The following is a 24513-nucleotide window of genomic DNA, read 5'->3' on the forward strand; positions in this document are numbered from 1 at the left end:
AAGAATGTGCGTAACGTCTTCGTAAACGGTCGGAAACGGTGATGCCATGGTGCGATCCCGCTCGGTCGCAAACGCAACCAATCGAACAGCCCTGTTCCAGGTCCAGCGGCACGAGCGGCTGCTCACCGAACTCCGGCGCAACGGCGCCGTCCGGGTCAGCGACCTGGCCCGTGACCTGGGCGTCAGCGAGCTGACCATCCGCCGCGACATCACCGCCCTGGCCGCCCGGAACCTGGTCCAGCGCGTGCACGGCGGCGCGACGCTCCCGATCCCGCTGCCGGCCCGGCCGGCCGCGCGGCGGACCGCGTTCACGATCGGGATGGTGGTGCCGTCGCTGGACTTCTACTGGCCGCCGATCGTGGCCGGGGCACGGGCGGCCGGCGCGGCGCTCGGGGTGAACGTGCAGTTGCGCGGATCCAGCTACGACCCGGCGGAGGACCGGCGGCAGATCGGCCGGCTCATCGACGCCGGCCAGGTGCAGGGGCTGCTGCTGGCGCCCCGCCTGGACGGCGACGACGCGGACCGGATGCCCGGCTGGATCGCCCGGCTGCCGGTGCCGGTGATCCTGGTCGAGCGGCAGCCGCGCCGGTGGACGGGCGGGCCCCGGCCGGTCGAGTGGGTGCGCAGCGACCACGAGCTGGGCCTGGAGATCGCCGTTCACCACCTCTACGAGCAGGGCCACCGGAGGATCGGCCTGCTGGTGTCCGAGGGGAGCCCGACCTCGGCGTACCTCCGCACGGGCTGGCGCCGCGCCTGCGCGGACCTGGACCTGCCCGCCGACCTGGTGAACGTGCCGGTGAAAGGGTTGACCGCGGTGGTCGTGCACAGTGACCCGGAAGCGATCGCGGTCGCGCGCGACTGCGCCGACCGGGGCATCCGGGTGCCCGACGACCTGGCGATCGTGTCCTACGACGACGAGGTGGCGCACCTGGCCGAGCCGGCGCTGACCGCGATCCGGCCGCCGAAGAACCACGTCGGCCGGCTGGCCGTCGAACTCATGGTGTCGCGGCTGCTCGACGGCGACCGCCGGCCCGCCCAGGGAGTGCTGGTCGCGCCGGAACTGGTGGTGCGGCAGTCGTCGCTGTCCCGCCGTGTTCGGGTGTGAACGGTTCGGTTCGGTTCCTGGCGGCCGGTGCCGTCGCGGCGGTCCCATGTCGCCATGAAGCGGATCTGCGCGGCGCTGGCCGCGGCCCTCCTGGCCCTGATCACCCTCGACGCCCCGGCGCAGGCGGCCACCACCGGCTTCCGCGGCGTGAACTGGGCCGACGAGCGGGACAACTTCGTCGACGGGGTGCTCGTGCTCGGCGGCCTGACCACCAGCGACAGTTACGCCACCACGGTGGCGAAGGCCAACGGGATCCTGACCGGTTTCCAGAACAACCTCGGCGCCAACACGGTACGGCTACCGGTGAACCACGCGACCGTCACCGGCGCGTACTGGAACTCGTACACCGGTGTGATCGACGCGGCCACGGCCAAAGGCATGAAGGTCATCCTCAGTTACTGGGAGAGCGCGAGCTCCCGCAACGGCACGATCGACGATCTCGGCCAGTTCTGGTCGCTGTGGCAGACCATCGTCACGAAGTACGGCGGCAACGCGCTGGTCCACTTCGAGCCGATGAACGAGCCGTACGCCTACACCGACGACGCCTGGAAGAACCTGGCCGCCCAATGGCTGGCGAACCACTCGTCGGTCCCGCGCGGCCGCGTGATCATCTCCGGGGCCGGTTACAACCAGCGGCTCACCACGATCGGCAGCGACAGCCGGTTCGACGGGACGCTGATCTCCCGGCACACCTACCAGTTCTTCGACACCGCCCGCACCACCGAGGACTCCTGGCGGGAATCGCTGCGAACCAGCGTCGGCCCGTACGCCGACCGGGTCGTGATCACCGAGTTCGGCGCCCCGATGACCGACGGCCGCAACTACGACGCCCCCACCACCGGCGACAGTTTCGTGGCGTTCATCCGCGGCACCGCGGCCGAGGCCCGCTCGCTGGGCCTGGGTACCGTCTACTGGCCCGGCGTGCGGCCGAACGACTGGTACCGGCTCCAGGACATCACCGGCTCCGGCACCGCGCTCGGCCTCACCACGACCAGCGCGTCCGGCCGGGACCAGCTGCGGTACTCGTGGGGCCTGGACGGCGGCGGCAACGCGCCCACCGTGCATTACCGGGTCACCGGCCAAGGCGGCGGCAAGGTCCTCGACCTGGTCGGGGCGTCCCTGGCGAACAGCGCCGAGGTCAAGCAGTACACCTGGAACGGCGGCCTGAACCAGCGCTGGGCCTTCGAGGACCTGGGCGCCGGCTGGCTCCGGATCGTCAACCAGAACAGCGGCAAGTGCCTGGATGTCGCCTCCGCCTCGACCGCCGACGGCGCCAACATCATCCAGTACACCTGTGGCGGCGGCACGAACCAGCAATGGTCGTTCAGCGGCGGACAGCTCAAGGCCCGGCACAGCGGCAAGTGCCTGGACGTGGTCGGCGCGTCCACCGCCGACGGCGCCGACATCCACCAGTACACCTGCGGAACCGGCGCCAACCAGCAGTGGACCCGCACGGTCGTCTGATCGGTGTGTGTAGTCCGGTCGTCCTACGCGAATTGTGGGTGCGAGCTTTCGCTGACATGACCAGGCGAATCCCCTCGCAGGATAGGACGACCGATCTCCAGCGATCACGGGATGCGTTCGGGCCGGCCCGAACGACCGTCCGGGTGAAACCGCGCCGGGAACCTGCGGTCAGCGGCCGGCGCCGACAAGGTCCCGGTACGGGGCGACGGTGACGCCCTCGACGAGCAGGCGCGGGTCGTCGTCGAAAGCGTCCGGGTCGATCTCGGACGGCTCGACCGCGCCCATCGACCAGATCCGGAAGCCGGACCGGAAGACATAGCCCATGTCGTGACGCTCGGCGCGATGGCCGCGCGCCTCCAGCTCGGCGACCACCTCATCCATGAACCGGTAGGTCACCTGGACCCCCTGGAAGAACACCTCCTCGGCGCCGCCGTCGTTGCCGACCTCCACCATCTCGGCGGTGTCGTCGGCCCCGTAGGTGACGATCAGCACCGGATGCGACGGGTAGACCGCCAGGCGTTTGCCGCCGGGACGCAGTGCGGGCCCCACGCGGCTCTCGATGACCGCACGACTCTCGCCGACCCGCGCCGATGTCACACCCACACCCGCCAGAATCTCCATGTCGGGCATCATGGCAGCACCCCCTGACATTTTTCGGTGGGCGCTTTTCAGAGCATCGTGACCGTACGGGATCCGGTGTCGTAGCTGCGGGCGGCGATCAGCCGGCCCGCAACCGGCGGGATGTCGGCGAGCAGCGCGCACGCGGCCTTCTGCTGATCCGGCGGGACGTTCAGGGCGAGGCTGACGTGCGGGATCCAGCGGCCCGGGGCGTAGTGCGGATGTTCCGAGCCGACGGCCTGCCAGACGTCGTTCTGCAGGCGGCGCAGAGCCGGCGTGTCCGCCACCTCACGGGCCAGCGCCCGGCCCAGCAGCCGGACCGGTCCCAGGACGGTGTCGAGGGGCAGCGGCAGGACTGGCAGGCCGGCCAGCGAGACCGCGGACACCAGCGTGACGTGCGGGCGGTTCGTGACGTGCCGGTGCCGGGCCAGGCTGGCCAACCCGGCGGCGTGCAGCCGGTCCCACAATGACCGGACACCGGCTTCCAGGGCGTCGTCGAGAAGGAGTTCCACGGTGTGCATCGCCAGCCAGTGTCACCCGGGCACGGAACGTCAGCTCACGTAATACCGGATCTGCACGGCGCCGGCGCTCGTCGGGCTCGAGGCCATCCGTCATCAAGGCGGAACCCATGGCCGGAAGGGAACACCTCAGCGGGCGAGGTCGGCCAGCGAGAGCAGCAGGTGCATCGTCTCCGGGTGCCAGAAGTCGGAGTGGGCTCCGACCGGGAACGTCCTGCTGTCGTACAACCACGTCGCGTCCACGTTGGTGAGGCGGGTGGGAAAGTCCCGCTGCCGGTACGCCTCGGTCACGGGTTTGAGCCGCGTCCGGTGGGCCGCTGCCGGCCAGGTGGATCCGACGGCGCCCACCGCCGGCCGGCGTTCCATGACCCGGTGCCAGAGCAGGTTCGCCATGTCGTGCCGGGAGTGGGTGAGCGCCACCGGGCCACGGATCGGGGCGCTCCCGTTGAGCAGGGGCGCGAACCTGTCGCTGAACACCACCGACGGGGCCGCGACCTGCAGGCCGAGGTAGGTGTCCACGTTGAACGGGTACGCGCTGGTCCACCGCCAGCCCAGCCGGGGAGCCGTATCGGGCCAGCCGGCCTGGATGATGGCCTCCCCGAGGAAGCGGCCGCCGAAGGAGTGCCCGACACAGTGCAGGTATTGGCCGCGGCTCGTGGTGAGCACCGGACCGGATCTGCCGGGCTTCTCCCGTATCGCGTCGATATATCCCAACATGCTGGCCAGAACGTTGCCGGCCGATCCGTCGCGGCTCATGGCGTGGGCCCGTTCTCTCATCTTCCGGTACGGCCCGAGAGAGGGCCACCGGACTCCGACGAAGGCCGGCTTGAACCGGGTGAGGTGCGGATAGCGGCCGGGGTCGTCCCGGTGTGCCGCCATCACCATCTGCCGGAAGCGGAGCGCCGCGTGCTGCGCCCGCTTGGTGGGCACCAGCCACCCGTGCACGAAGACGAAGATGTCACTGACGTCCGCGTCCAGGGTGAGATGGGTGGCGAGGAAGTCCGGCGCCTTGGCTCGTGGCACCACCCGGCCGCCCGGCTGGAGCAGGCTCCCGTGTCGGTCCAGCGAAACCGTCAGGAACGTCATCGGGCTTCCTGTCCCCGCTCGCCGGCGGTTTCGAGATCAAGATAGGTGTCGAGCCCTCGATGCATGGTCAACGTGTAACCGAAGGGGTTGCGGTACTCGTCGGCGAACTCTCGGACCGTCCGCAGCATGACGTCGCCGACCATCTCGCCGGCGAGCACACCGATGAAGAACCTGCGCGCGAACTCACCCGCGAACGCCACCGGGAGGTCGACATGGGGCCCGATCAGGCATCGCGCCCCCAGCATCAGCAGGATGCCGCTGAAGGACTTATGGAACGCGGAGTGCATCTGGCCACCACGGCACGCGTTCATGAAGATCAGCGGACCGTTGTCACGGGGGTGGTCGTCGTGCCATCGCCGCAGGTCGAGCGGGGAGATGGGATTCTCCCGATCGGTCAGGGTCAGTCGGGGCGGCTCGGTCACGTGAAAGTCGTCGACGTGGGCGTGAACCCCGAAGTAGGCGAGGTGCTCGCTGAGGCCGTCCCTCTCCATCGCGGCCCGCAGATCGTCGCGTTCCTCCCGCAGATCACGGTGGGACGTCGTCTCGAAGAACCGCACCATGTCGGCCACGAAGTGGCACCGGAACTGCTTGTCCAGACCGGTGTCGACATTGATCGCGGCACGCAGGACACCCCGGACGGTGATCACCGGCGGAGAACGTCTCGGCTTCGCCGGGGAGTGTTCGACGTAGTGGCCGTACCCGAGGAAGTTCGTGTGCTCCCAAGGCGCGCCCGCATCCGCCATGTTCACGCCCGGCGGAGGGAGGTACATCATCCCCCAGGGGGCGAAGAAGTCGTCGCTGATCACGATGAGTTTCTGTTCCCCACTGCGCAACGCGGCCCGTAGCGCCTCCCCGAGCTTCCGCATGTCGTCCGTCCGCTCGTATGCCAGGAAGATGTCTCGGAAGAGTTCCCAGCCTCCGCGCGCCAGTGCCCTCATCGCGGCGTCGAGATCGGCCACTCGATCGCACCGGGAAAGGTCGTAGACACTGGCGAAAGGGTAGAAATCGGGCGAATCATTGTCTCCTTGATACGTCACCAGGCGGTCGTTCCACAGACTCTGCAGCTTCGTGACCTCGGTGTACAGATCTCGCTCGCTGAGCTCGGACTCACCCTCGTAGTAGTGGACGCCCGCGGCGTTTTTGACGGTCAGATGGAAGCCGAACTCATTGCCGCCACTGTGGATCTTGGTGATCCTCAAGATCAGGGAATGGTCCCGGTCGGCGCACCGCCGGGGCCCGGGGGTCGGAACCCGGGCAGGGGGACTCAGATCCCTGGAGTTGATGCGCTTGAGCACGGGGTCGAGTCACCTGTTTGGGCCGAGGACATCCATCGGAAAGCACTGCAGGTCGTGCAGCAGAGTCCCGTCCCGTAGCGACAAGACCTGGCATCGCATGATCAGCGAGCCGATCCGCTCGGGAGCCACCTCGAAGGACACGGATACGGGCTCGCCTCTTCCGCCGATGTTAGCGCTGCGGCCGGCCGGGCGCACCGACGCCCCCTCGGCGGTCAGCTGGATCGACACATCGAAGTGCTCCAGCGACGCCGGGTCCTCGAACAGCCCGCCGGGGTCGACACGGATGGTGACCGGGAAACCGGAGCCGACCCGGGGCGTCGCGGCGCTGGCGTCGTCGCTGTCGACGAGCAGCTCCACGGCCCCACCGGGGCCGCTGTGATCTCGTACGATCCTGTCGCGTTCCGCCGGGGTCAACCCGAGTTCCGACTCGAGTTCCCGCACCGAACGGTGATCCATCAACCCGTGGTAGGCCGCCAGGGCTCGCCCGAGCATCTCCTTCCCCTCCGGCTTGTTCCTCTTGCTCGCGATCTCGCCGCGCAGCCTCAGCAGGCGGGTGTGCAGGGGCCCGCCGATGGCCGTCGCGAACGGATCGAGATCCGCGAAGACCTGCTCGGCAGCGGCCAGCTCGTAGACCGCCGCGTCGAGGTTCCCGGAGTGGAGCAGGGTCCGCGCCAGCAGGTACCGGGCTCGAACCTCACCCATGCGGTTGCTCAACCGGATCTGTGACCGCAGCGCGATGACCGCCGACAAGGTGGCACGTCTCGCCTTGTCGACGGCCTCCTTACGGGAGGAGTGGATCGTACGGCCGGACCCGTCGCCGCGCAGGTGCGCTGCCCAGTCCAGGTGGAGCCGGGTCGTCCGGTAACCGATGGTCGCCATCTTGCGCGCGTCGGCCCGGAACTCCTCGGTCGCCGACTCGAGCTCCGTCGCCGCGTTCATCCACCGGTTCTGGTCCCGATGTGCCTGGGCGTACGACAACCCCAGCCGGAAGGCGAGGCCGTCACTCGAATGCGGGAGCAGCTTGATCTCCAGTACGCCGTCGGTGTCCAGCGACACCTCACGCTCGAGCAGTTCATGCCGCATGATCAGGTCGTCTTCCCCGGTGGCGGCCACCGTCTCCCGCGCCTCGGCCAGCCGGGCGGCGGCGTGCCGGTACTCACCGGCCTGGATCAGCGACTCGGCGATGGTCAGTTCGGCGACGGCCCGACGCAACGCCAGCCGCGGATCCGAGGCCACGGCGTCCGTCGTCCTGGCGACGGCTTCGAACAGGTCCTGGAAGGCGCGGGGATACCGCTCGATGGCGGAGAAGAAGGTGCCGCGGGCGAGCAGCACGTCGATCACCGCGGTCCGGGCCGACGAGGACTCGGCAGCGCGTAACGCCCTGCCGAAGGCCGCCGTGACCACCGGCACCTCGACCCGGTCCGGCACACAAGTGCCGAGCCAGCGCGCGATGCGCCAGGTCATGCCGGCCCAGCCGCGCTGATAGGACTCCTCCATCGCGGCGACGAGACTGCGGTACTCGGCCCGGACCCAGGGTTCCGGCCGGTAAGCGATGTCGCGCAGCACCGGGGGATCGACGATGAAGTAGCGTGATTCCATGTCGGGGCGCTCGGCGTCGTAGCCGTCCCGGTAGATCCGGAACAGCACCCGGTCGATCGCTTCGAGGTAGGCCTGGAGCAGTTCCTTCCGGGCTTTCTCGATGGTTCGCTCGTCCGCGGACCGGTCCAGTTCCCAACGAGCGTAGAGGCGGACGAACGGGTTGAACGCGTATCTGTCGATCCCGGTGACCGGGTCCGGCCCGACGGAGTCGACCAGGTTCATCTCCTTCAGTTCGGCGACGATGTTCTCCGCCTCGGCGTAGGGCACCTGGAGCAACGGGCAGATCACCCAGGGGACGAAGGTCTCCGACTGCACGAGGGACAGAAAGCGGAACGCCTCGGCGGCGCGGTCCAGCAGCACGCGGTACTGGCTGCTCAGCCGTTCTGCCGGGATGCGGCCGCCACCGCGGAGCGCGGTGAGACGGGTGCGCGGGTCACGGATCCGCTCGGCGAGGTCCCGGACGTCCAGCGAGTGCCGCGCCGCGAGGTCGGCGGCGGCCCGGAGGGCGATCGGCAGGTGGCCGCACGACTCCGCTACCTCGATCGCGTATTCGAGGTCGCGCCCGCCGGTCCGAACACCGCAGGCGTTGAGCAGCGCCACGGCCTCGATGTCGCTGAGGTCGTCGACCTCGATCCGCTTGGCCTGGGTCAGGGCGGGCAGGTTGATCCGGCTGGTGATGACGAGAAGGGAATGTGGCGCGCTGACCAGAAGGTCTCTGAGCTGCGACGCGTCCCGGGCTGCATCGAGCAGGATGATCATCCGGCGGCCGGCGACGGTCGAGCGGTACTGACGGACCCGATCCTCCACCCGGCCCGGAATGTCACTCTCCGGGATCCCGAGCGACAACAGGAAGGCGTCGAGGATCTCACCGGGCGCCCGAACCTCCCCGGCCTGCCCGAGGTTCGCGTACAGGCTGCCGTCCGGATAACTCTTCCGCAGTTCCTGGCACACCTTCAGCGCCAGCGCGGTCTTTCCCACGCCCGGTTTGCCGTGCAGGATCAGCAGGCGAGGACTCCGCTCGCCGGGAGTGTCGTCCGCCTTCACGAGTTCGTCGTGCCACCGGCGCACCGCGCCGAGCGCCGCCCGGCGACCCCGGAAGGTACGCGACGGTGGCGGGATGGGGCGCACACGCGCCGGTCCGGTGGGGCGCCGGGTCATCGGCCCGGTGAACGGATGCACGCTGTGCTGCTGCCGCCTGGCTATGTTGATCGCGTGGATCATGTTGATTGTCGCGACGGCCGCGGTGGACAGCACGAGCGTCCAGGACAGACCGAAGACCGGCACCGCGACGGCCGCCAGCACGGCCACGATCAAATAAGCCGCCCATGCCTCCCGAGCGCCCGCCGGGCGTTTGCTCCGGATCTCTGACGGCAGCTCAGGCATGCCCGGAGGATTCCGCGGATCGACGGCTGGGCAGCGCGCCCAGCAACACGGACCGGGCTCTCGGGAGGTAGAGGAGTAGGGCGGCACCCCGGACCCGCGCCGCCCGCCACCCGTCACCCACCTGGCCGAGTAGACGTGCGGCGGTCCGCAGCGTGGCTTGCGCGTCGCCGGGACGCCGAGATCGTCGCTGGATGTCGGCCAGCACCAGCGCCGCGTCCGCGTCGATCCAGGCATCCCCGCAGGTACGGAACGTCTCTACGGCCTCTTCCGCGGCGGCCTCCGCGTGCAGCAACTGGCCGGTCATCACATGGATCCGGGCGAGGAGGGAGCGGCAGTGGCCGACGCCGTAGCGATGCCCGATAGCGGTGAACTGTTCCAGCGCGGTGTAGAGCGTGCCCTGAGCCTCGCGAACACGACCGGCCGTCACCGCGGTCTCGGCCCGGCGGTACTGGATCCACGCCTGCCACAGCGCGAACTTCAGCCCCTCGGCCACCTCGGCGGCCCGGCACATCTCCGACTCCGCCGCCTCGAAGTCGCCGAGACCGGCGTGCACCATTCCTTTCGCGAGGAGCACACGTGGGAGGAGACCCTTGCCGGCGGGCCCCTTGGCCTCACACTCTCGCAGTACGGCCACGCTGAGTTCGAGCCCCTCCCGCAGGCGGGAATCGAGGGCGTAGACCAGGACCAGTTCGGCACGGATCCGGATGCCCTCGGAATCATCCGCGCCGCCGAGCAGTTCCAGGCCGAGCCGGAGCGCTTGTTCCGCGTCGCGGAGCCGGCGGACCCGCCGGTAGAGATGGCCCTGCACTCGGCAGACCCGTGCCCGCACCTCGGGTACGTCGATGTTCCACGCCATCTCGGCCAGATCTCGCACGACGTCGGTCTCGCCGGCCTCGGCACGCAGCTCGGCGAGCGCCATCAGGGCCAGCCCCTCAGGCGTCTTCTCTTCCTTTTTCCGTGCGACAGCGAGCGACTGCCGCGCCTTCTGGAAGGCGCTGGCCAACTCGCCCTTGTCGATGTCGCCATAGACCGTGTCCTGGATGGTGGCGGCCGGCATCGAGGAGCTGAGGTGCCGATTCGCGGCGCGCGTGATCTCATCCTTCTCGTTGCGCCGCTCAGCTGTCGGCGTCCCGCGGTCGAGCACGTCCCGCGCGTACTGGCGGACCCAGTCGTGGGTCCGGTAGACGGGCACGCCCGCCGAGTCCGCCGTGATTCGCTCGACCAGCTGGACGGCGACGAGGCGGTTCACGATCCGCATCGCCTCCGGTTCGTCCACCTTCAGCAGCGCTTGGAGCATCCAAGGGTAGAAGTGGGGTTCGATCAGCCCGAGCCGGCGTACCGCGTTCCTCTCCTCCTCGGTGAGGAGGGCGAACCCGAAGTCGAGCGCGTAACGCAGTTCGGCCGACTTGGCCGGTTCGCCGGCCGGGGGCGGGGACGGAGGCCGGTGTGCGGTCCAGAACTCGCTCGCCCGGAGCACCGCGATATTGAGCGCCGACCTGGGGCGGTCCACCAGTGAAGAGGCGGCGAATTCGAGCGAATACGGATGGTAGGCGCAGAGTTCGGCGATTCTCGTCGCCGCCGACTCCTGATCGCCCTGCACCCGTTTCGATCCGATCAGGTTCCCCAGCAGCTGGACGGAATACTCGGGCTCGAGCGGCCGTAGGGTGACGGTGCTGCCCTGGCCGATGTCGAAGTCTTTCCGTGACGTCACGATCGCGGCGCAGCGCGGACCACGCGGCAGAAGCGCCTGAACGTTCTCCGGCGGAATGTTCTCGACGGCGTCGAGAACGATGAGGACCGCCCTGTCCCGCGTGACTCTGTGGTATCGCGCGGCCAGGGTGGTCTCGTCATCGACTTCGCGGGCGCCGATGCCGTCGAGCGCCTGAAGGAAGTCGCCGAGGATGTGCCGGACATACTTGTCGCCGTAGAGGTTCTGTTCCAGCGAGATGCTCAACCGGCCGTCCGGGAAGTCCTTCGCCATGCGGTGCGCGGCATGGACGGCCAGGGCGGTCTTCCCCATCCCCGCCTCGCCACGGATGACGACGATCCGCGCGGTGTCACCACCGGGGGAAGTGCAGAGCCGCACGACCTCGGCGAGCTTGTCGTCCCTGCCGAGCAGGGGCCCGACCTGGGGCGGCAGGTCGACCGGTGTGCGGGACCGCTTCACCGGAACGGAGGTGCCGGATCGTCGTTCCCGGGAAAGGACGACGAGTCCGAGGATCAGAAAGAAGATTCCCACCGCGGCCAAAAGGGGTTTGAATTTCGCATCCGCGAGGATGCCGACCAATGCGGCGATGACCGGAAGGAACAACAGGACGGCCTGACGGAATCGGCTGAACACACCGTCGGATCGTCGCGCGTTCCAGTCAGCCACACGAACCCCCTCCGAACCCGTCGCCCGGTGCAGCAATGATGCCCCAGGCATGATGATCAACTCGACCGTGAGCCTGTCGGATCCAAGCTAGCCTGCCTGGTTGCCACCCGGGAGAGGAGATCCACGAGGCGTCTTCGCTGCTCACAGCCGCATTCGCCCAGCCTGCCCACATTACCCGAAGGGGGAGATCGGCCGGGTGAATGGCGGTGATCCCCTTTCACCAGGGGCGGGTCCAGCCGGGCCGGGTCACGCGGGTGAGGGCTTCCAGGTAGAAGTAGTCGCCCCACAGGTTGCCCTCGTCGACGCCGACGCCTTTCGGTTTGTCGTAGACGCCGTGCAGGAGCAGGGCGTTGGAGTCGGGCCGGCCGATCGTCGAATAGCCGTCGATCAGTGCGCGCAGGATGCGCCCGGCAGCGGTCCGGTAATGGCCGGCCCGGCGGGCGGGAACGGCGGCCGCGAGTTCGAGCAGCCCGTTCACCGCGATGGCCGCCGCGGAACTGTCCCGTTCCTCCCGCGAGGCGAAATCCCAATGGGCGACGCCGTCGGCGGGCAGGTGGGCGAGGAAGTAGTCGGCACAGCGGACGGCCGCGGTGAGCAGTGTCGGATCGCCGGTGTAATGGTGGTTGAGGGTGAATCCGTAGATGCCCCACGCCTGCCCGCGCGCCCAGCAGGAATCGTCGGCGCTGCCCTGTTCGGTTTCGCCGCGCAACGGTTCGCCGGTCGCCGGATCCCAGTAGAACGTGTGATAGGTGGTGTCGTCCGGCCGCAGAATGTGCTCCCGGAGTTGGCCGGCGTGCCGTCGCGCCGCCGCCGCGAAACGGGGATCGCCGGTGGCCCGGCCGGCCCAGAACAGCAGTGGCGTGTTCATCAGACTGTCCACGATGGTGCGGCCCTGCTGCCGTGGATCGGAGAGATCACCCCACGCCTGAATGATTCCGGCCGCCGGCAGCACCCGGCTGAGCAGGTGTTCCGCGGCCACCAGCGCCGCGCGGCGGGCTTCCCGGTCACGATCGCGGCGCCACGCCGTCACGCACGACAGCGTGTAGAGGAAGCCCAGATCGTGCGTGTCGAGGTCGATTCCCCTGTCGACGCGGTCCACGAAGGACATCACGTGCGAACGGGCCGCTTCCCGATAGTGCGGCTCGCCGGTCAGATCGTGCGCGAGCCACAACATTCCCGGCCAGAAACTGGTGGTCCAGCCGGTGTTCGCGGGCCGTGGGGAATAGCGGTCGCCGGTGGTGGTGTCGGCGGGATAGCGGTCGCCGAATGCGGCGATGTTGGCGTCGATGGTGCGCAGGGCGGCGGTCACGGCAGTTCCGGTCCGGTCGGCGATCGCCGTCATGTCGTCCTTCCCAGAGGCGGTGCCAACGATGCGAGCGTGAATCGGCTGTTGGCGAGAATGATGTAGAGCAGTGGGCTGGCGGCGACGCCGATCGCGATCGCCGGGCGGGCCGCCAGCAGGGCTTCGAAGACGACGAGGACGAGCAGTGAGAAAAGGCTCAGATACCAGCGGCGTACCGCGAGAAAGAGGCCGGCGCGGGCGGCGTCGCGTAACCGGATTCCGGGGTGTTCGGCGAGCGCCACCAATACCAGCAGTGTGGTGACCACGACCAGCGTCATCGCCACGACGATCACCGGAAGCAGGAGAGCTCCGGTTTCATGAAGGCCGAAGAAGGAGGCGTCGACGCCGAGGACCAGGAGCGCGGCGCAGGCGATGGTTGCGGCGGTCAGCGCGCGTCGGGCGCAAACGCGCCAGGCGTTCCAGAAAGTGCGCACGACACCTTGGGGGTACGCCGTGAGCACCGTGAACGCCGCCACCAGGGCCGGCCCGCCGAGCGGCGCGAACAGCACCAGCAGCGGCCAGGTCCGCCCGGGATCGGTCAGCAGCACGACGGCGAGCAGCGGCGCGCAGGCGACCGCGAGCATCAGGTTGGTGACGAGCGCCAGGTGCACGCCCTGGAAGATCCGTTCGTACCTCATCCTTTGAGTCCCGTCGTCGCGATGCCTTCGACGAAGTACCGCTGCCCGGCCAGGAAGATCACCACGATCGGCAGCACCGACAGCACCGACCCCGTCATGATCAACGCATGCTCGGCGTTGTACTGGCTGATGAACGACTTGAGGCCGAGCTGGATCGTCCACAGGTCGGGGCTGCGCAGGTAGAGCAGCGGCCCGAGGTAGTCGTTCCACGTGGTCACGAGGGTGATCAGGGCGAGGCTGGCGAGGGCGGGCGCCGACAGCGGCAGCATGATCCGCCGGTAGATGCCGTATTCGCTCATCCCGTCGATGCGGGCCGCGTCGAGCAGCTCGTCCGGGACGGTCTCGTAGAACTGTTTCATCATGAAGACGCCGAGCGCCCCGAACGCCTGCAACGCGACGATCGACCACAGGGTGTCGGTGAGTTGCAGCTTCGACATCATCACGAACTGCGGGACCATGTAGGACTGCCACGGCACGGCGAGGGTGCCGATGTAGGCGAGGAACAGCGCGTCCCGCCCGGGGAAACGGATCTTCGCGAACCCGTACGCCGCGAAGCTGCCCGTGAAGACCTGGAGGAAGGTGACCGTCGCGGACAGCAGGACGGTGTTGCCCAGCCAGGTCGTCATGTCGGACTTGGCCCAGATGTCGGCGTAGTTGCTCCATACCGGATCGGCCGCGATCCATTCCACCGGCAGCGTGAAGACGTCGTTGTTCGTCTTCAGTGACGACATGACCATCCAGTAGAACGGCAGCAGCACCCCGGCCGAGGCCGCCGCGAGCGCCAGATAGCCGAGAAGCCGCCAGGAGCGGGAGCGGCGGGGAGTAGTGGGTCGAAGCACCACGGGAATGGGTCGGGAGAGGGTTGTCATCATGAGCTCCCGCGCTTGTTGACGACGAACTGCACGACCGTCACCAGGAAACAGATCGCGAACAGCACGATGGAGACCGCCGACGCGTACCCGAACTCGTTCTCCTGGAAGCCCTTCTTGTAGATGTACTGCGACAGCACCAGCGTCGATTGCCCGGGCCCGCCGTCGGTCATCACCAGGATCAGGTCGAACACCTTGAAGCTGCCGATGGTGAGCAGAACGGTGATGAAGAACGTGGTGGGCCGCAGCCCGGGCAGGGTCACCGCCCGGAACCGCTGCCAGGCGTTCGCCCCGTCCACCCGCGCCGCCTCGTAGAGCTGCCCCGGGATGGTCTGCAGCCCGGCGAGGAACAGCAGCATGTAGTAGCCCATGTCGCGCCAGGTGCCGACCAGGATGACGGCCGGCATCGAGGCGTCCGCCGACGTGGTCCACCCGGGCGGGTTGGCCACGCCGAGCCACCGCAGCACCTCGTTGACCGGCCCGAACCCGGGGCTGAACAGCATGTTCCAGATCTGCGCGATCGCCACGACGGAGGTGATGTACGGGAAGAACGCCACCGTCCGGAAGAACCCGACGCCCCGCAGCTTCCGATTGAGCAGCAGCGCCAGCCCGAGCGACACGGCGAGGGTGAGCGGGATGTGGAACACCGCGTAGTAGCCGGTGTTCCCCAGCGCCGTCCAGAAGCTCGCGTCGCCCCACATCCGCCGGAAGTTGTCCAGCCCGCTCCAGGTCGCCCCGCCGAACACGTCCCATTCGGTGAACCCGTAGTAGAACAGCAGCACCACCGGGACCAGGGTGAGGATCAGGAAGCCGAGGAAGTTCGGCAGCAGGAAGGACAACCCCACCGCGGTGGTACGCCATCGGGCGCGCGCGGCGCTCACTTGCTCAGGACCTCGCTCTCGGCACGGTCCTGCGCCTCGGTGATGGCCGCGTCGATCGGTTTGCTGCCGGACATGATCGCGGTGTGCAGATCCTTGAGGACGTTCTGCAGCGGCGCGGTGTACTCCGACACCGGGTTCTCCGGCTTGGTGTCGTGCTTGGTGTACGCCAGCCGGGACACCTCGTCGTTCGGCGCGCCCTCGAGGGCGAGGATGGTGTCGACGGCGGACGCGTTGTCGGCCGGGGTGACCCCGATCCCGGCGAGGGCTTTCGCGGCGTCCGGGCCGGCCGCGTACGCCAGGAAGTCCTTGGCCGCCGCGATCTTCCGCTCGCTGCTCTTCGGGTTGATGCCGAACCCGGTCGGGTCGGCGAAGGTGACCGGGGTGGCCGACGTGGTCAGCTGCGGCGCCGGCGCGATGCCCCACGCGAAGCTGTCCGCGTCACCCTTGGCCTGCTGGCTGAGCAGCGTCGCGATGTACCAGGTGCCCATCGGCATCATCGCCGCCTGCTGTTTGCCGAACTGCGCCTGGTAGGTGAGGCTGTTCGTGGTCGCGTCGCCGAAGCTGACCTGCGCCCCGGCCGTCTGCAGGCCGAGCGCGGTCTCGTAATACGGTTTGAGGTACCCGAAGTTCCCGCTCGGCAGCTCGGCCCCGGCGGTCTGCGCGAGCGCGAAACCCTGCGCGGTCGACTGCCAGGTGTGCTGGTAGGTCCCCAGCGCCTTCGACCCGCTCGCCTTCAGCTTGGTGGTCAGCTCCTTGGCGGCGGCCGAGTACCGCTCCCACGTCCACGTGCCGTCCGGGTGCTCGACCCCGGCCTTGTCGAACAGCGCCTTGTTGTAGAACAGCACCCACGAGTCCGACCGGTACGGGATCGCCCACGTCTTGCCGTCCACCTGGTACGGGGCCAGCCCACCGACGGATGACCCGAGCTTGGCGGCCACGTCGGACACGTCGGCGAGCTGCTTGCCGTGCTGGTAGGTGTAGAAGTTCTTCAGGTTCTTCTGCACGTAGACGTCCGGCGCCTTGCCGGCGGCCAGGTCCGCGGTCATCTGCGTGTCGTAGTTGTTGGCGTCGTACTCCTTGAGCTCGATCGTGATGTCCGGGTGCGTGCCGCGGAAACCGTCGGCGAGCGTCTTGAACTCCGGCGTCGTCGCCAGACTCCACCCGGCCAGGGTGAGCGTGATCGGGCCGGAGTCCTCGGCGTCGCCGCCGCTGCCGCAACCGGTCACGGCGAGCAGGAACGCCGTGACAGCGGCGAGGGAGCGCTTCATTTCTACTCCTCTATGTCGATGCGGGTGTGTGTGCGAACCGCGTCCGGCCAGACCGCCCGGACCTGCCCACCGCGGATGTCGACGTGACACCGCGGTGGAATCTCGGAGGTGGTGAGTTCGGTGAGCACGGCAATCCACCCGTCGCCGATCGGGAAATCCAGCCAGGGCACCCGGACCGGACCGCCGAGCGGGCCCGCGTCGTCGTGCTCGCTGACGCCCGGGGTGCCGTCGCCGACGACCGGGATCAGCGCGGACACCAGCGTTCCGGTGACCGGCCAGCCGCCGATCCGGAGCCGGACCGCCTCCGCGGCGGCGTCCGCGACCCGGACCAGGCGGATCTCCCACGGGCCGCGGACCAGCGAGAACACGGTGATCCGCCCGGCCGGGCGAAGCTTTCCGGGGCGTCCCTGGCCGTGGTCGCGGGCGGGCGGGCCTGGTTCCAGCCAGTGCGCTTCGGTGATCGACCCGCCGACCCCGACACCCTCCTGCAGGTGTACGCCCAGCGCGCGCATGCCGGTGCGATGGGATCGGCGCCCGGCCGGGTCGACGAGGACCACCGACTGGTCGAGCGGGTCGGTCCAGCCGCTCTCGTCGAGGACGGGCGCGGTGGCCGTCGAGTAGCCGAGCCGGGCGTAGAGCGGCGAGTCCGCACCGGGCACGCCCTCCGTACCGTGGTCGGTGCCGTGGTTGATCACCCGGACGATGCCGTCAGCGCGGGTGCCGGAGATCAGCCAGCCCGGGGCGCGGACGGCGCGGAGCACGTCACCGGTCTCCACCGGCAGCGGCTCGGCGGGCGCCGCCCACACCGGATGATCAGCCGGGAGGGCCACGCCGAGCAGGCCCTTGCTCGCCCAGTACGGCGAACCGGGACCGGAGTAGGACTGGGCCAGCCGCGGCCACGGGCCGTGCCAGCCGAGCGTGAGCAGGTCGTCCCGCAGGGGGAAGTGGCCGACGATCCGGGCGGCGGCCTGCCGGAGCCGGCCGGGCGGATGCGACGGGACGTCGGCGAGGACACCGGCCCAGAACGGGGCCGCGGCGGCGAACCGGTAGATCAGGCTGCGGCCCTGGACCAGCGGGGACCCGTCGCCACCGGTGAGCGCGAGCGCGTCGAACAGGAACCGGTCGAGCGCCTCCCGGTCGGCGGGGCGCAGCGGCGGGGCGCCGGACATCCGCGACCACAGCACCGGGTAGAGGTGCAGGGCCCAGCCGGTGTAGTGGTCGTAGGCACGCGACGAGCCGTCGGACAGCCAGCCGTCGGCCCGCCGGAACGTGTCGTGGGTGGCCAGGTCCGCCGCCATCTCGGTGGTGGAGAAGGGGCCGCCGACCGAACGCAGGAACGTCTGCACGACCAGGCGGAACCAGACCCAGTTGATCCGCGGGTAGGTGTCGTCGCCGACGGCGGGGGACAGGTAGTCGACGACGTGCTCCCGCACGACGGGGTCCAGGCGGTCCCAGATCCAGGGGCGGGTCATGTCGAGGATCAGGGCGATCGAGGCCGCCTCCACTTTGGCTTGCGGGTGCTCGGTGAGGCGTACCCATCGCTCGGGGGAACCCGGATCGGTGCCCGCCGCAAGCCCCGCCGCATAGCGTTCCGCCAGGCTTTCCAGGTCTCTGCCCTGGTCACCGGCGAGCCGGAAGCCGGCCAGCAGGAAGGTCCGGGCGAAGCCCTCCAGGCCGTCGACCGCCCGGCCGTGGCCGCCCTCGGTGCCGGGCAGCGTGATCAGCGCGTGGCTGGGGGAGGCGTGCCGGTGGGCGGCGGCGAGCAGCCGGTCGGCGTAGGCGGTCCAGTCGGCGCGGCGGGAGAGGGCAGGGGAGGACGGCTGCACGTCACGCTCCGAAGTTGATCGGACGGGTACCGTGATCGGTTTCCGGGAAGTTAAACGCTCACAATCGAGCATGTCAATGCGTCGATCGCTCAGAGAGCGCCAAAACCGCTCGCTCAGCAACGCTGACCAGCCATTCTGATTGCCAGGCCCGGCCGTTGCGGGCCCTCGAAGCTTGTTGCAGGATGGCTAAAGTGATCTGATGCGATCGGGATCGATCACTGAGAAGGGGCATCGGTGAGTAGTTCTGACAAGCGGGGGCCGTTACAGGTCGCCCGCCGGGCACGCCTGCTCGAACAGCTGCAACGCGACGGGGTGCTGCGCGTCTCCGACCTGACCGACGCGCTCGGCGCCTCCACCGTCACCATTCGCCGCGACATCGCCCAACTCGCCTCCGAGGGCCTGGTCCGGCGGGTGCACGGCGGCGTCGCACTGCCCGACGGCGGCAGCGAACGCGACGACCCGGACACCAGCACGATCGGGATGCTGGTGCCGTCCCTCGACTACTACTGGCCACATGTGGCACGCGGCGCCGAGGAGGCCGCCCGCGAACTGGACCTGCGGATCGTGCTGCGCGGCTCGTCGTACGAGACCGAGGACGACCGGCCACAACTGGCCCGCCTCGTGGACCAGGGCGTCGACGCGCTGATCGCCGCGCCCCGGATGGACGTGCCGACCGCGCAGCGCACCATCGAATGGCTGGCCGGGCTCGGCATCCCCGTCGTACTGCTGGAACGCACCGCCACCGCCGGACCGCACCACGCCCACCTGGAATCCGTGGTCACCGACCATGCGCAGGGCGCCGGAATGGCCGTACGGCATCTGACCGGTCTCGGTCACACCAGGGTCGGCGTGGTCCTGGCCTCCGCCAGCCCGACCCGCCCGCACGTGCGCCGCGGCTGGCTGGAGGCCGCCACCGAGCTCGGCCTCGACGTCAGCGACACCGTCGACACGACAGTTCCCGACGCCAGGTCCCCCGACTGCCGTACCGCCGTCGACAAGGCCCTCGACCGCGCCCTGGCCACCGGGACGACAGCCCTGCTGGTGCACGCCGACGCGGAGGCGATCACGCTGGTGCAACGCTGCGAGGAACGGCGGATCGCGGTCCCCGGCGACCTGTCGGTGATCGCCTACGACGACGAGGTGGCCGGCCTGTTCAGCCCGGCCCTCACCGCGGTCCGGCCACCCCGCCGCTCGATCGGCCGCGCCGCCGTCCGCCTCACCGCCGACCGCCTCGCCGACCCCCGGCGCCCCACCCACCGGCTGGTGATAAGCCCGTCACTGCGCATCCGCGACTCGGTCGCCCGGCCTCGCTGAGGGCACGGCGACGCTGACATTCGAGAAGCCCTGACCCGATCCTGAGGTAGAGAGACAAACGCTCAGCGCGCAACGCCCGTCACTGCCCCGGGAGGAGCCGGTAGGTCGAGACATGCGAGGGCGACTCGGCGATCCCGGTGCCACGGGTGTCGTAGCGTCGCGCGGCGTCGTCATCCCAGATCTGGTCCAGTCGCATGGGGCAACCATCACTTCTCCGCCTTCCATCATCCAGTGAATTACCGCCGGCCGCCTCGCGAGGCGTGCCACGAGACGGCTGCGGAGGTCGTACGGCAGAGAAAAGCCTCGCTGCCGGAAGGGATGGTTCCGGCAGCGAGGCGGGCGGGGGTCGGTTATCGGAGGGCGGGTTCGGCGGGTTCCGAGTGGGTGGCGTGGTGGGCGCCGGGGTGGGCGCGTTCCAGGGCGGCGCCCTCGACGTCCACGTCCGGAAGGATGCGGTCCAGCCAGCGGGGGATCCACCAGGCGGAGCGGCCCAGCAGGTGCATGACCGCCGGGATGAGCAGCATGCGGACCAGGAACGCGTCGACCAGGACGCCGAACGCCAGGCCGAAGCCGAGCGACCGGATCATGGCGGTGTTGGAGAAGATGAAGCCGCCGAACACCGAGATCATGATGATCGCGGCGGCGGTGACGACCGTGCGGCCGGCGTGCACGCCGTGCCGGACGGCGATCCGGGCGGGGGCGCCGTGGGCGTACGCCTCACGCATGCCGGACACCAGGAACAGCTGATAGTCCATGGCCAGGCCGAACAGGATGCCGATCAGGATGGTCGGCAGGAAGCTCAGCACCGGGCCGGGGTCGTGGATGCCGAAGACCGCGCCGAGCCAGCCCCACTGGAAGATCGCGGTGACGCCGCCGAACGTGGCGAACAGCGACAGGATGAAGCCGAGCGTGGCGGTGACCGGGACCAGGATGGACCGGAACACCAGGATCATGATGATCAGCGAGATGCCGATGACGACGCCCAGGTAGAGCGGCAGGGCGTTGGCGAGCTTCTCCGAGATGTCGATGTTGCCGCTGGCGCTGCCGGCCACGCCGAGTTCGATGTCGCCGCCGAGCGGGGAGAGGCCGCGCAGGTCGTGGACCAGTTGTTCGGTCTCGGCGCTGGTCGGGCCCTCCTCCGGGATGATCTGGAAGGCGAGCGTGGTGTTGTCGGCGGAGGCGCCGATCGGGGCGACCGCGGCGACGTTGTTCTGCGACAGCAGGAGGTTGCCGAGGCGGGCCTGTTCGGCCTGCTGGGCGTCGCCGGTGACCGGGGCGGGCAGGTCGGCGACGACGACGAGGGAGCCGTTGACGCCGGCCCCGAACTGCTCCTCGATCATCTTGTACGCCTGGTACTGGCTGGAGGCCTGATCCTCCGACGAGCCGTCGGGCAGGCCGAGCCGCATCGACATCGCCGGGATCGCGACCGCGATCAGCGCGACCAGCAGCGCGAGCACGGTGACGACGGCCCGGCCGGTGCGCATCGGCTCGGTGGGGGGCGCGGTCTGGGCGTGTGCCTTGCGGTTGAGGACGCGGCGGCCGATCAGCGACAGCAGGGCGGGGGTCAGCGTGACCGCGAGGAGCACGGCCACGGCCACACAGATCGCCGCGACGGTGCCCATCAGCCCGAGGAACGGGATGCCTGTCACGTTCAAGGCCAGCAGCGCGACCAGCACGGTGGACCCGGCGAAGACGACCGCGTTGCCGGATGTGCCGTTGGCCAGGCCGATCGACTCGTGGAAGTCGACGCCGTCGACGAGTTGCCGCCGGTGCCGGTTGAGGATGAACAGGCTGTAGTCGATGCCGACGGCGAGGCCCAGCATGACACCCAGCACCGGGGTGATCGACAGCATCTCCACCACACCGGACAGCGCGAGGGACGCGGTGACGCCGATGCCGACGCCGGTCAGCGCGCTGAGGATCGGCAGGGCGGCGCCGATCAGCGTACGCAGCATCACCAGCAGGGTGATCGCCGCGATCACCAGGCCGATGATCTCGCCGACGCCGACGATCTCGGGCAGGCCCTGGGTGATCTCGTTGGAGTATTCGACCTCGACCCCGGCGGGCAGGCCCGCGTCGACGTGCTGGACCACCCGCTCCTTGGTCTCCGGGGTGACGTCGAGCTGCGGCACGGTGAACCGGAGCTGCGCGACGGCGGTGGCGCCGTCCGCGGACACGGTGCGGATCGGCGCGGACATGTTCAGCAGCTGCTGCCCGTACGCCAGTTTGGTGGCGCCCTCCTGCAACTCCTGACTCTTGTCGATCAGCTCGGTCTGCCCGGCCTCGACCTTGGCCCTGGTGGCCGCGTCGAGGTCGTCCCACAACCCCTTCGCCTGGTTGATCTCCTGCTGGGCGGCGTCGATCCGGGCGCGGCCCGCGTCGACCTCCTTGAGGCCGTCCTCGACCTGTTTCCGCCGGTCGGCGATCTGCTTCTCGATGGCGAACGGGTCGGTCGTGGAGGCGACCCCTTCCAGCTCACCGGTGGTCTTCAGCAGCTCGGTGATGCCGGCCCGCTGGGTGTCGCTGAGCGGGGCGCCGTCGGCGGTGTGGAAGACGAGTTTGCCGTTGCCGCCGGCCGCGACCGGCAGCCGTTCGGCCAACCGGTCGCTCACCTTGGCGGTCTCGGTGCCGGGGATGTCGACGACCGGCGACAGTTCGCCCCGGGCGACGAAGTACCCGGTCACGGAGAGGCCCAGAACGACGAGCCAGGTCGCCAGGACGACCCCGGCGCGCCGGGCGCAGAACCGGCCCAGGCGGTAGAGGAGCTCGGCCAATGTTTCGTTCCTTCTAGTAGCCGGTGCGGACGGTTGTGATGAGCTTTTCGAGCAGGTGGTGCCACAGGTCGCGGGCCGCGTCGTCGGTGGCCGCGGAGGTCCGGGTGAGCCAGTGGGTGGCGACGCAGACGGTCCCGTTCATCAGGGAGCTGACCAGGATCGCGGCGTCGAGCGGGTCGGCCTCGGGGTAGCGCTGGGACAGCTCGCGGGCCATCTCGTCGGAGGTCCGCGCGAAGGTGGCGTGGAAGATCTGGGTGGCCCGGGGATCGCCGGGACCGAAACCGCCGAGGGCGTGCCAGAGGAACGCGATGATGCCGGGCACGTCGGTGGCCCGCAGTGCCTCGGCGACGTCGTCGAACATGGAGGCTCGCTCACCGGCGGTGACGGTCGACCGGAAGCTGCCGATCACGCCGCGCAGCATCTCCGTGCAGACGGTGGTGACCACGTCGTCTATCGACGAGAAGTGGTTGAAGATGGTGCGCCGGGAGACGTCGGCCCGCTCGGCGAGCTGGTCGACGCTGAACCGGATGCCGTCGCTGACCAGCGCGTCGGCCGCGTCGAGGATGGCCCGCCGGTGGCGTGCCTTGAGCGCCGCCCGCCGGTCCAGGGAATCGGTCACAGTCTCTACACTAAGTGCATCGTTGCACTGGGTGCAAACGCGGACCGGCCCCCGCGAGATTCGCGGGGGCCGGTCTCTCCCGAGGAGTCAGAGCTTCTGGGTCTCCGTCGTCGAGGGGTGCAGCTCGGCGGTGGTCTGCTTGACGAACTTGCCGGTGCTCGTGCTGCGGTTGACCTCGCGGTCGCCGCGATCCTTGTCGCCACCCACGTGCTCGGTGGTGGTGGTGCGCGGGTTGCGCTCCGCGGTGCTTTCCTTGACGAAGCGTCCGGTCTTGGCGCTCCGGTTGACCTCGTGTTCGTTGCCGGCCATCGGGGGGCCTCCTCGTCCGGTGGGGATCCGTGTGTGCACCTCTATCACTGCCCGCTTATCGGCGCGGGAAACGTCAGAGCCCGATCCAGATCGGAGATCAGATCGTCGGGGTGCTCGATGCCGACCGCGATCCGGATGGTGCCGGGACCGATCGACGCGCTGCGCAGCTGGTCAGGGGACAGCTGCCGGTGCGACGAGCTGGCCGGGTGCAGGATCAGCGTCTGTGTGCCACCGAGGGACGGTGCGAGCCTGATCAGGCGTACCGATCTCTGGAAGTGAAGCCCTGCGTCGTAACCGCCGGCCAGGTCGAAGCAGAAGGGTGCGGCGAAGCCGCGCACATACTTCCTGGCCACCGCATTGCTCGGATGATCGGCGGAGCCGGTCCACAGCACCCGCTCGACCGCCGGATGCCCGGCGAGGAACTCCGCGATCCGGGTCACGTTCGCCGCGTGCCGTTCCACCCGCAGCGGCAGCGTCTGCAGGCCGCGCAACGTCAGCCAGGCCGCGAACGGGTCGGTCACCGCGCCGAACTCCACCGCGTGCCCCCACACCTCGCGGTGCAGCGCGTCGTCGGCGAAGACCGCGATCCCGCCGGTCACGTCACTGTGGCCGCTCAGGAACTTGGTCACCGAGTGGATCACCACGTCCGCGCCGTGCTCGATCGGCCGGCACAGGAGAGGGGTGGCGAACGTGTTGTCGACGATCGTGACGATCCCGGCCGCGCGGGCGATCGGGGCGAGCGCGGGCAGGTCGCTGACGTGGCCGGTCGGGTTGGCGACGGTCTCCAGATAGAGGATCCGGGTACGCGGGGTGATCGCCTGGCGTACCTCCTCCGGGTCGTGACCGGTCACGAACGTGACGGTGATGCCGTACCGGTCGGCCATGTCACGCAGGGTGGCGTGCGTGCCGCCGTAGAGGGTGTGCTGTGCGATCACATGGTCGCCAGTGCGGAGCAGGGCGTGCAGCAGCAGGCTGATCGCGCCCATGCCGGAGCCGGTCGCGATCCCGCTCGCCGCACCCTCCAGATCGGCGACGGCGTCCTCGAGCGCGCGCACGGTCGGGTTGGCGAAGCGGGAGTAGGCGTACGACCGATCGGGGTGGTTGAGGCCGTCGGCCAGCGGCTCCGGGTCCTCGAACGAGAACGAGGACGTCTGGTACAGCGGCGGGCTCAGCGGGGTGCTCTCCGGAACCGGTACGCGGATGTGGATCACTCTCGTGTCGGGATGCATAC

Annotated in this window: 19 protein-coding genes; 3 read left to right on the top strand and 16 right to left on the bottom strand. The window is 69.4% G+C overall.

All coding sequences use genetic code 11. The features are described from left to right. Window positions 1–46: 46 nt before the first annotated feature. On the top strand, window positions 47–1105 hold the full coding sequence (locus tag Aut01nite_RS18435; RefSeq protein ID WP_052163328.1) for a substrate-binding domain-containing protein: 1059 nt from the start codon (window positions 47–49) through the stop codon (window positions 1103–1105). A 54-nt stretch (window positions 1106–1159) separates the two neighbouring features. Then, window positions 1160–2569, top strand: a complete 1410-nt coding sequence (locus Aut01nite_RS18440) for a ricin-type beta-trefoil lectin domain protein (RefSeq protein WP_052163329.1) — start codon at window positions 1160–1162, stop codon at window positions 2567–2569. A gap of 168 nt (window positions 2570–2737) precedes the next feature. On the opposite strand, the gene Aut01nite_RS18445 is transcribed toward Aut01nite_RS18440, so the two are convergent. The 12 genes from Aut01nite_RS18445 to Aut01nite_RS18500 form a co-directional block, all read right to left on the bottom strand. Further along, on the bottom strand, window positions 2738–3190 hold the full coding sequence (locus Aut01nite_RS18445) for a hypothetical protein (protein WP_043523388.1): 453 nt from the start codon (window positions 3188–3190) through the stop codon (window positions 2738–2740). A gap of 47 nt (window positions 3191–3237) precedes the next feature. Next, window positions 3238–3708, bottom strand: a complete 471-nt coding sequence (locus tag Aut01nite_RS18450) for a 2'-5' RNA ligase family protein (protein WP_043523292.1) — start codon at window positions 3706–3708, stop codon at window positions 3238–3240. 126 nt (window positions 3709–3834) lie between these two features. Then, window positions 3835–4791, bottom strand: coding sequence for an alpha/beta hydrolase family protein (locus tag Aut01nite_RS18455; protein WP_043523293.1), 957 nt, complete (start codon window positions 4789–4791; stop codon window positions 3835–3837). After that, window positions 4788–5990 carry a hypothetical protein gene (locus Aut01nite_RS18460; RefSeq protein WP_043523295.1) on the bottom strand — a complete coding sequence of 401 codons (1203 nt, stop codon included), beginning with the start codon at window positions 5988–5990 and terminating at the stop codon, window positions 4788–4790. The genes Aut01nite_RS18455 and Aut01nite_RS18460 overlap by 4 nt, the downstream gene beginning before the upstream one ends. Before the next feature lie 105 nt (window positions 5991–6095). After that, window positions 6096–9068, bottom strand: coding sequence for a Cdc6/Cdc18 family protein (locus Aut01nite_RS18465; RefSeq protein ID WP_161790590.1), 2973 nt, complete (start codon window positions 9066–9068; stop codon window positions 6096–6098). Further along, window positions 9061–11409 (bottom strand): NB-ARC domain-containing protein, encoded by a 2349-nt coding sequence (locus Aut01nite_RS18470; RefSeq protein WP_043523297.1) that lies wholly within the window; start codon window positions 11407–11409, stop codon window positions 9061–9063. Before Aut01nite_RS18470 ends, Aut01nite_RS18465 begins: the two co-directional genes overlap by 8 nt. Before the next feature lie 250 nt (window positions 11410–11659). After that, the gene (locus Aut01nite_RS18475) at window positions 11660–12784 is read right to left on the bottom strand and encodes a glycoside hydrolase family 88 protein (protein ID WP_043523298.1); all 1125 of its coding nucleotides are present in this window, start codon (window positions 12782–12784) and stop codon (window positions 11660–11662) included. Further along, a complete protein-coding gene (locus tag Aut01nite_RS18480) occupies window positions 12781–13395 on the bottom strand; it encodes a ferredoxin-NADPH reductase (RefSeq protein ID WP_152628529.1) in 615 nt (204 codons plus the stop codon). Before Aut01nite_RS18480 ends, Aut01nite_RS18475 begins: the two co-directional genes overlap by 4 nt. Window positions 13396–13418: 23 nt before the next feature. Then, window positions 13419–14261 (bottom strand): carbohydrate ABC transporter permease, encoded by an 843-nt coding sequence (locus Aut01nite_RS18485; protein WP_236642570.1) that lies wholly within the window; start codon window positions 14259–14261, stop codon window positions 13419–13421. A 29-nt stretch (window positions 14262–14290) separates the two neighbouring features. Continuing rightward, window positions 14291–15172, bottom strand: coding sequence for a carbohydrate ABC transporter permease (locus tag Aut01nite_RS18490; RefSeq protein WP_043523301.1), 882 nt, complete (start codon window positions 15170–15172; stop codon window positions 14291–14293). After that, on the bottom strand, window positions 15169–16440 hold the full coding sequence (locus tag Aut01nite_RS18495) for an ABC transporter substrate-binding protein (RefSeq protein WP_043523302.1): 1272 nt from the start codon (window positions 16438–16440) through the stop codon (window positions 15169–15171). Before Aut01nite_RS18495 ends, Aut01nite_RS18490 begins: the two co-directional genes overlap by 4 nt. A gap of 2 nt (window positions 16441–16442) precedes the next feature. Next, entirely contained in the window at window positions 16443–18266 is a 1824-nt protein-coding gene (locus Aut01nite_RS18500; RefSeq protein ID WP_043523303.1) for a DUF2264 domain-containing protein, read from the bottom strand. A 234-nt stretch (window positions 18267–18500) separates the two neighbouring features. Here Aut01nite_RS18500 and Aut01nite_RS18505 point away from each other — a divergent pair, with 234 nt between their 5' ends. Beyond that, entirely contained in the window at window positions 18501–19580 is a 1080-nt protein-coding gene (locus Aut01nite_RS18505; protein WP_052163330.1) for a substrate-binding domain-containing protein, read from the top strand. A 350-nt stretch (window positions 19581–19930) separates the two neighbouring features. On the opposite strand, the gene Aut01nite_RS18510 is transcribed toward Aut01nite_RS18505, so the two are convergent. The 4 genes from Aut01nite_RS18510 to Aut01nite_RS18525 all read right to left on the bottom strand — a co-directional run bounded on the left by Aut01nite_RS18510 (window position 19931) and on the right by Aut01nite_RS18525 (window position 24511). Beyond that, window positions 19931–22354: an MMPL family transporter gene (locus Aut01nite_RS18510; RefSeq protein WP_043523304.1), complete on the bottom strand. Its 2424-nt coding sequence runs from the start codon at window positions 22352–22354 to the stop codon at window positions 19931–19933. A 13-nt stretch (window positions 22355–22367) separates the two neighbouring features. Then, window positions 22368–22973 carry a TetR/AcrR family transcriptional regulator gene (locus tag Aut01nite_RS18515; protein ID WP_043523305.1) on the bottom strand — a complete coding sequence of 202 codons (606 nt, stop codon included), beginning with the start codon at window positions 22971–22973 and terminating at the stop codon, window positions 22368–22370. An 87-nt stretch (window positions 22974–23060) separates the two neighbouring features. Continuing rightward, complete coding sequence (locus Aut01nite_RS18520) at window positions 23061–23282, bottom strand: hypothetical protein (RefSeq protein WP_043523307.1); 222 nt, start codon at window positions 23280–23282, stop codon at window positions 23061–23063. 44 nt (window positions 23283–23326) lie between these two features. Continuing rightward, on the bottom strand, window positions 23327–24511 hold the full coding sequence (locus Aut01nite_RS18525; RefSeq protein ID WP_043523308.1) for a trans-sulfuration enzyme family protein: 1185 nt from the start codon (window positions 24509–24511) through the stop codon (window positions 23327–23329). Between the last annotated feature and the right edge of the window lie 2 nt (window positions 24512–24513).

Origin of the sequence: Actinoplanes utahensis (genome assembly GCF_016862455.1) — a bacterium.
GTDB lineage: Bacteria > Actinomycetota > Actinomycetes > Mycobacteriales > Micromonosporaceae > Actinoplanes > Actinoplanes utahensis.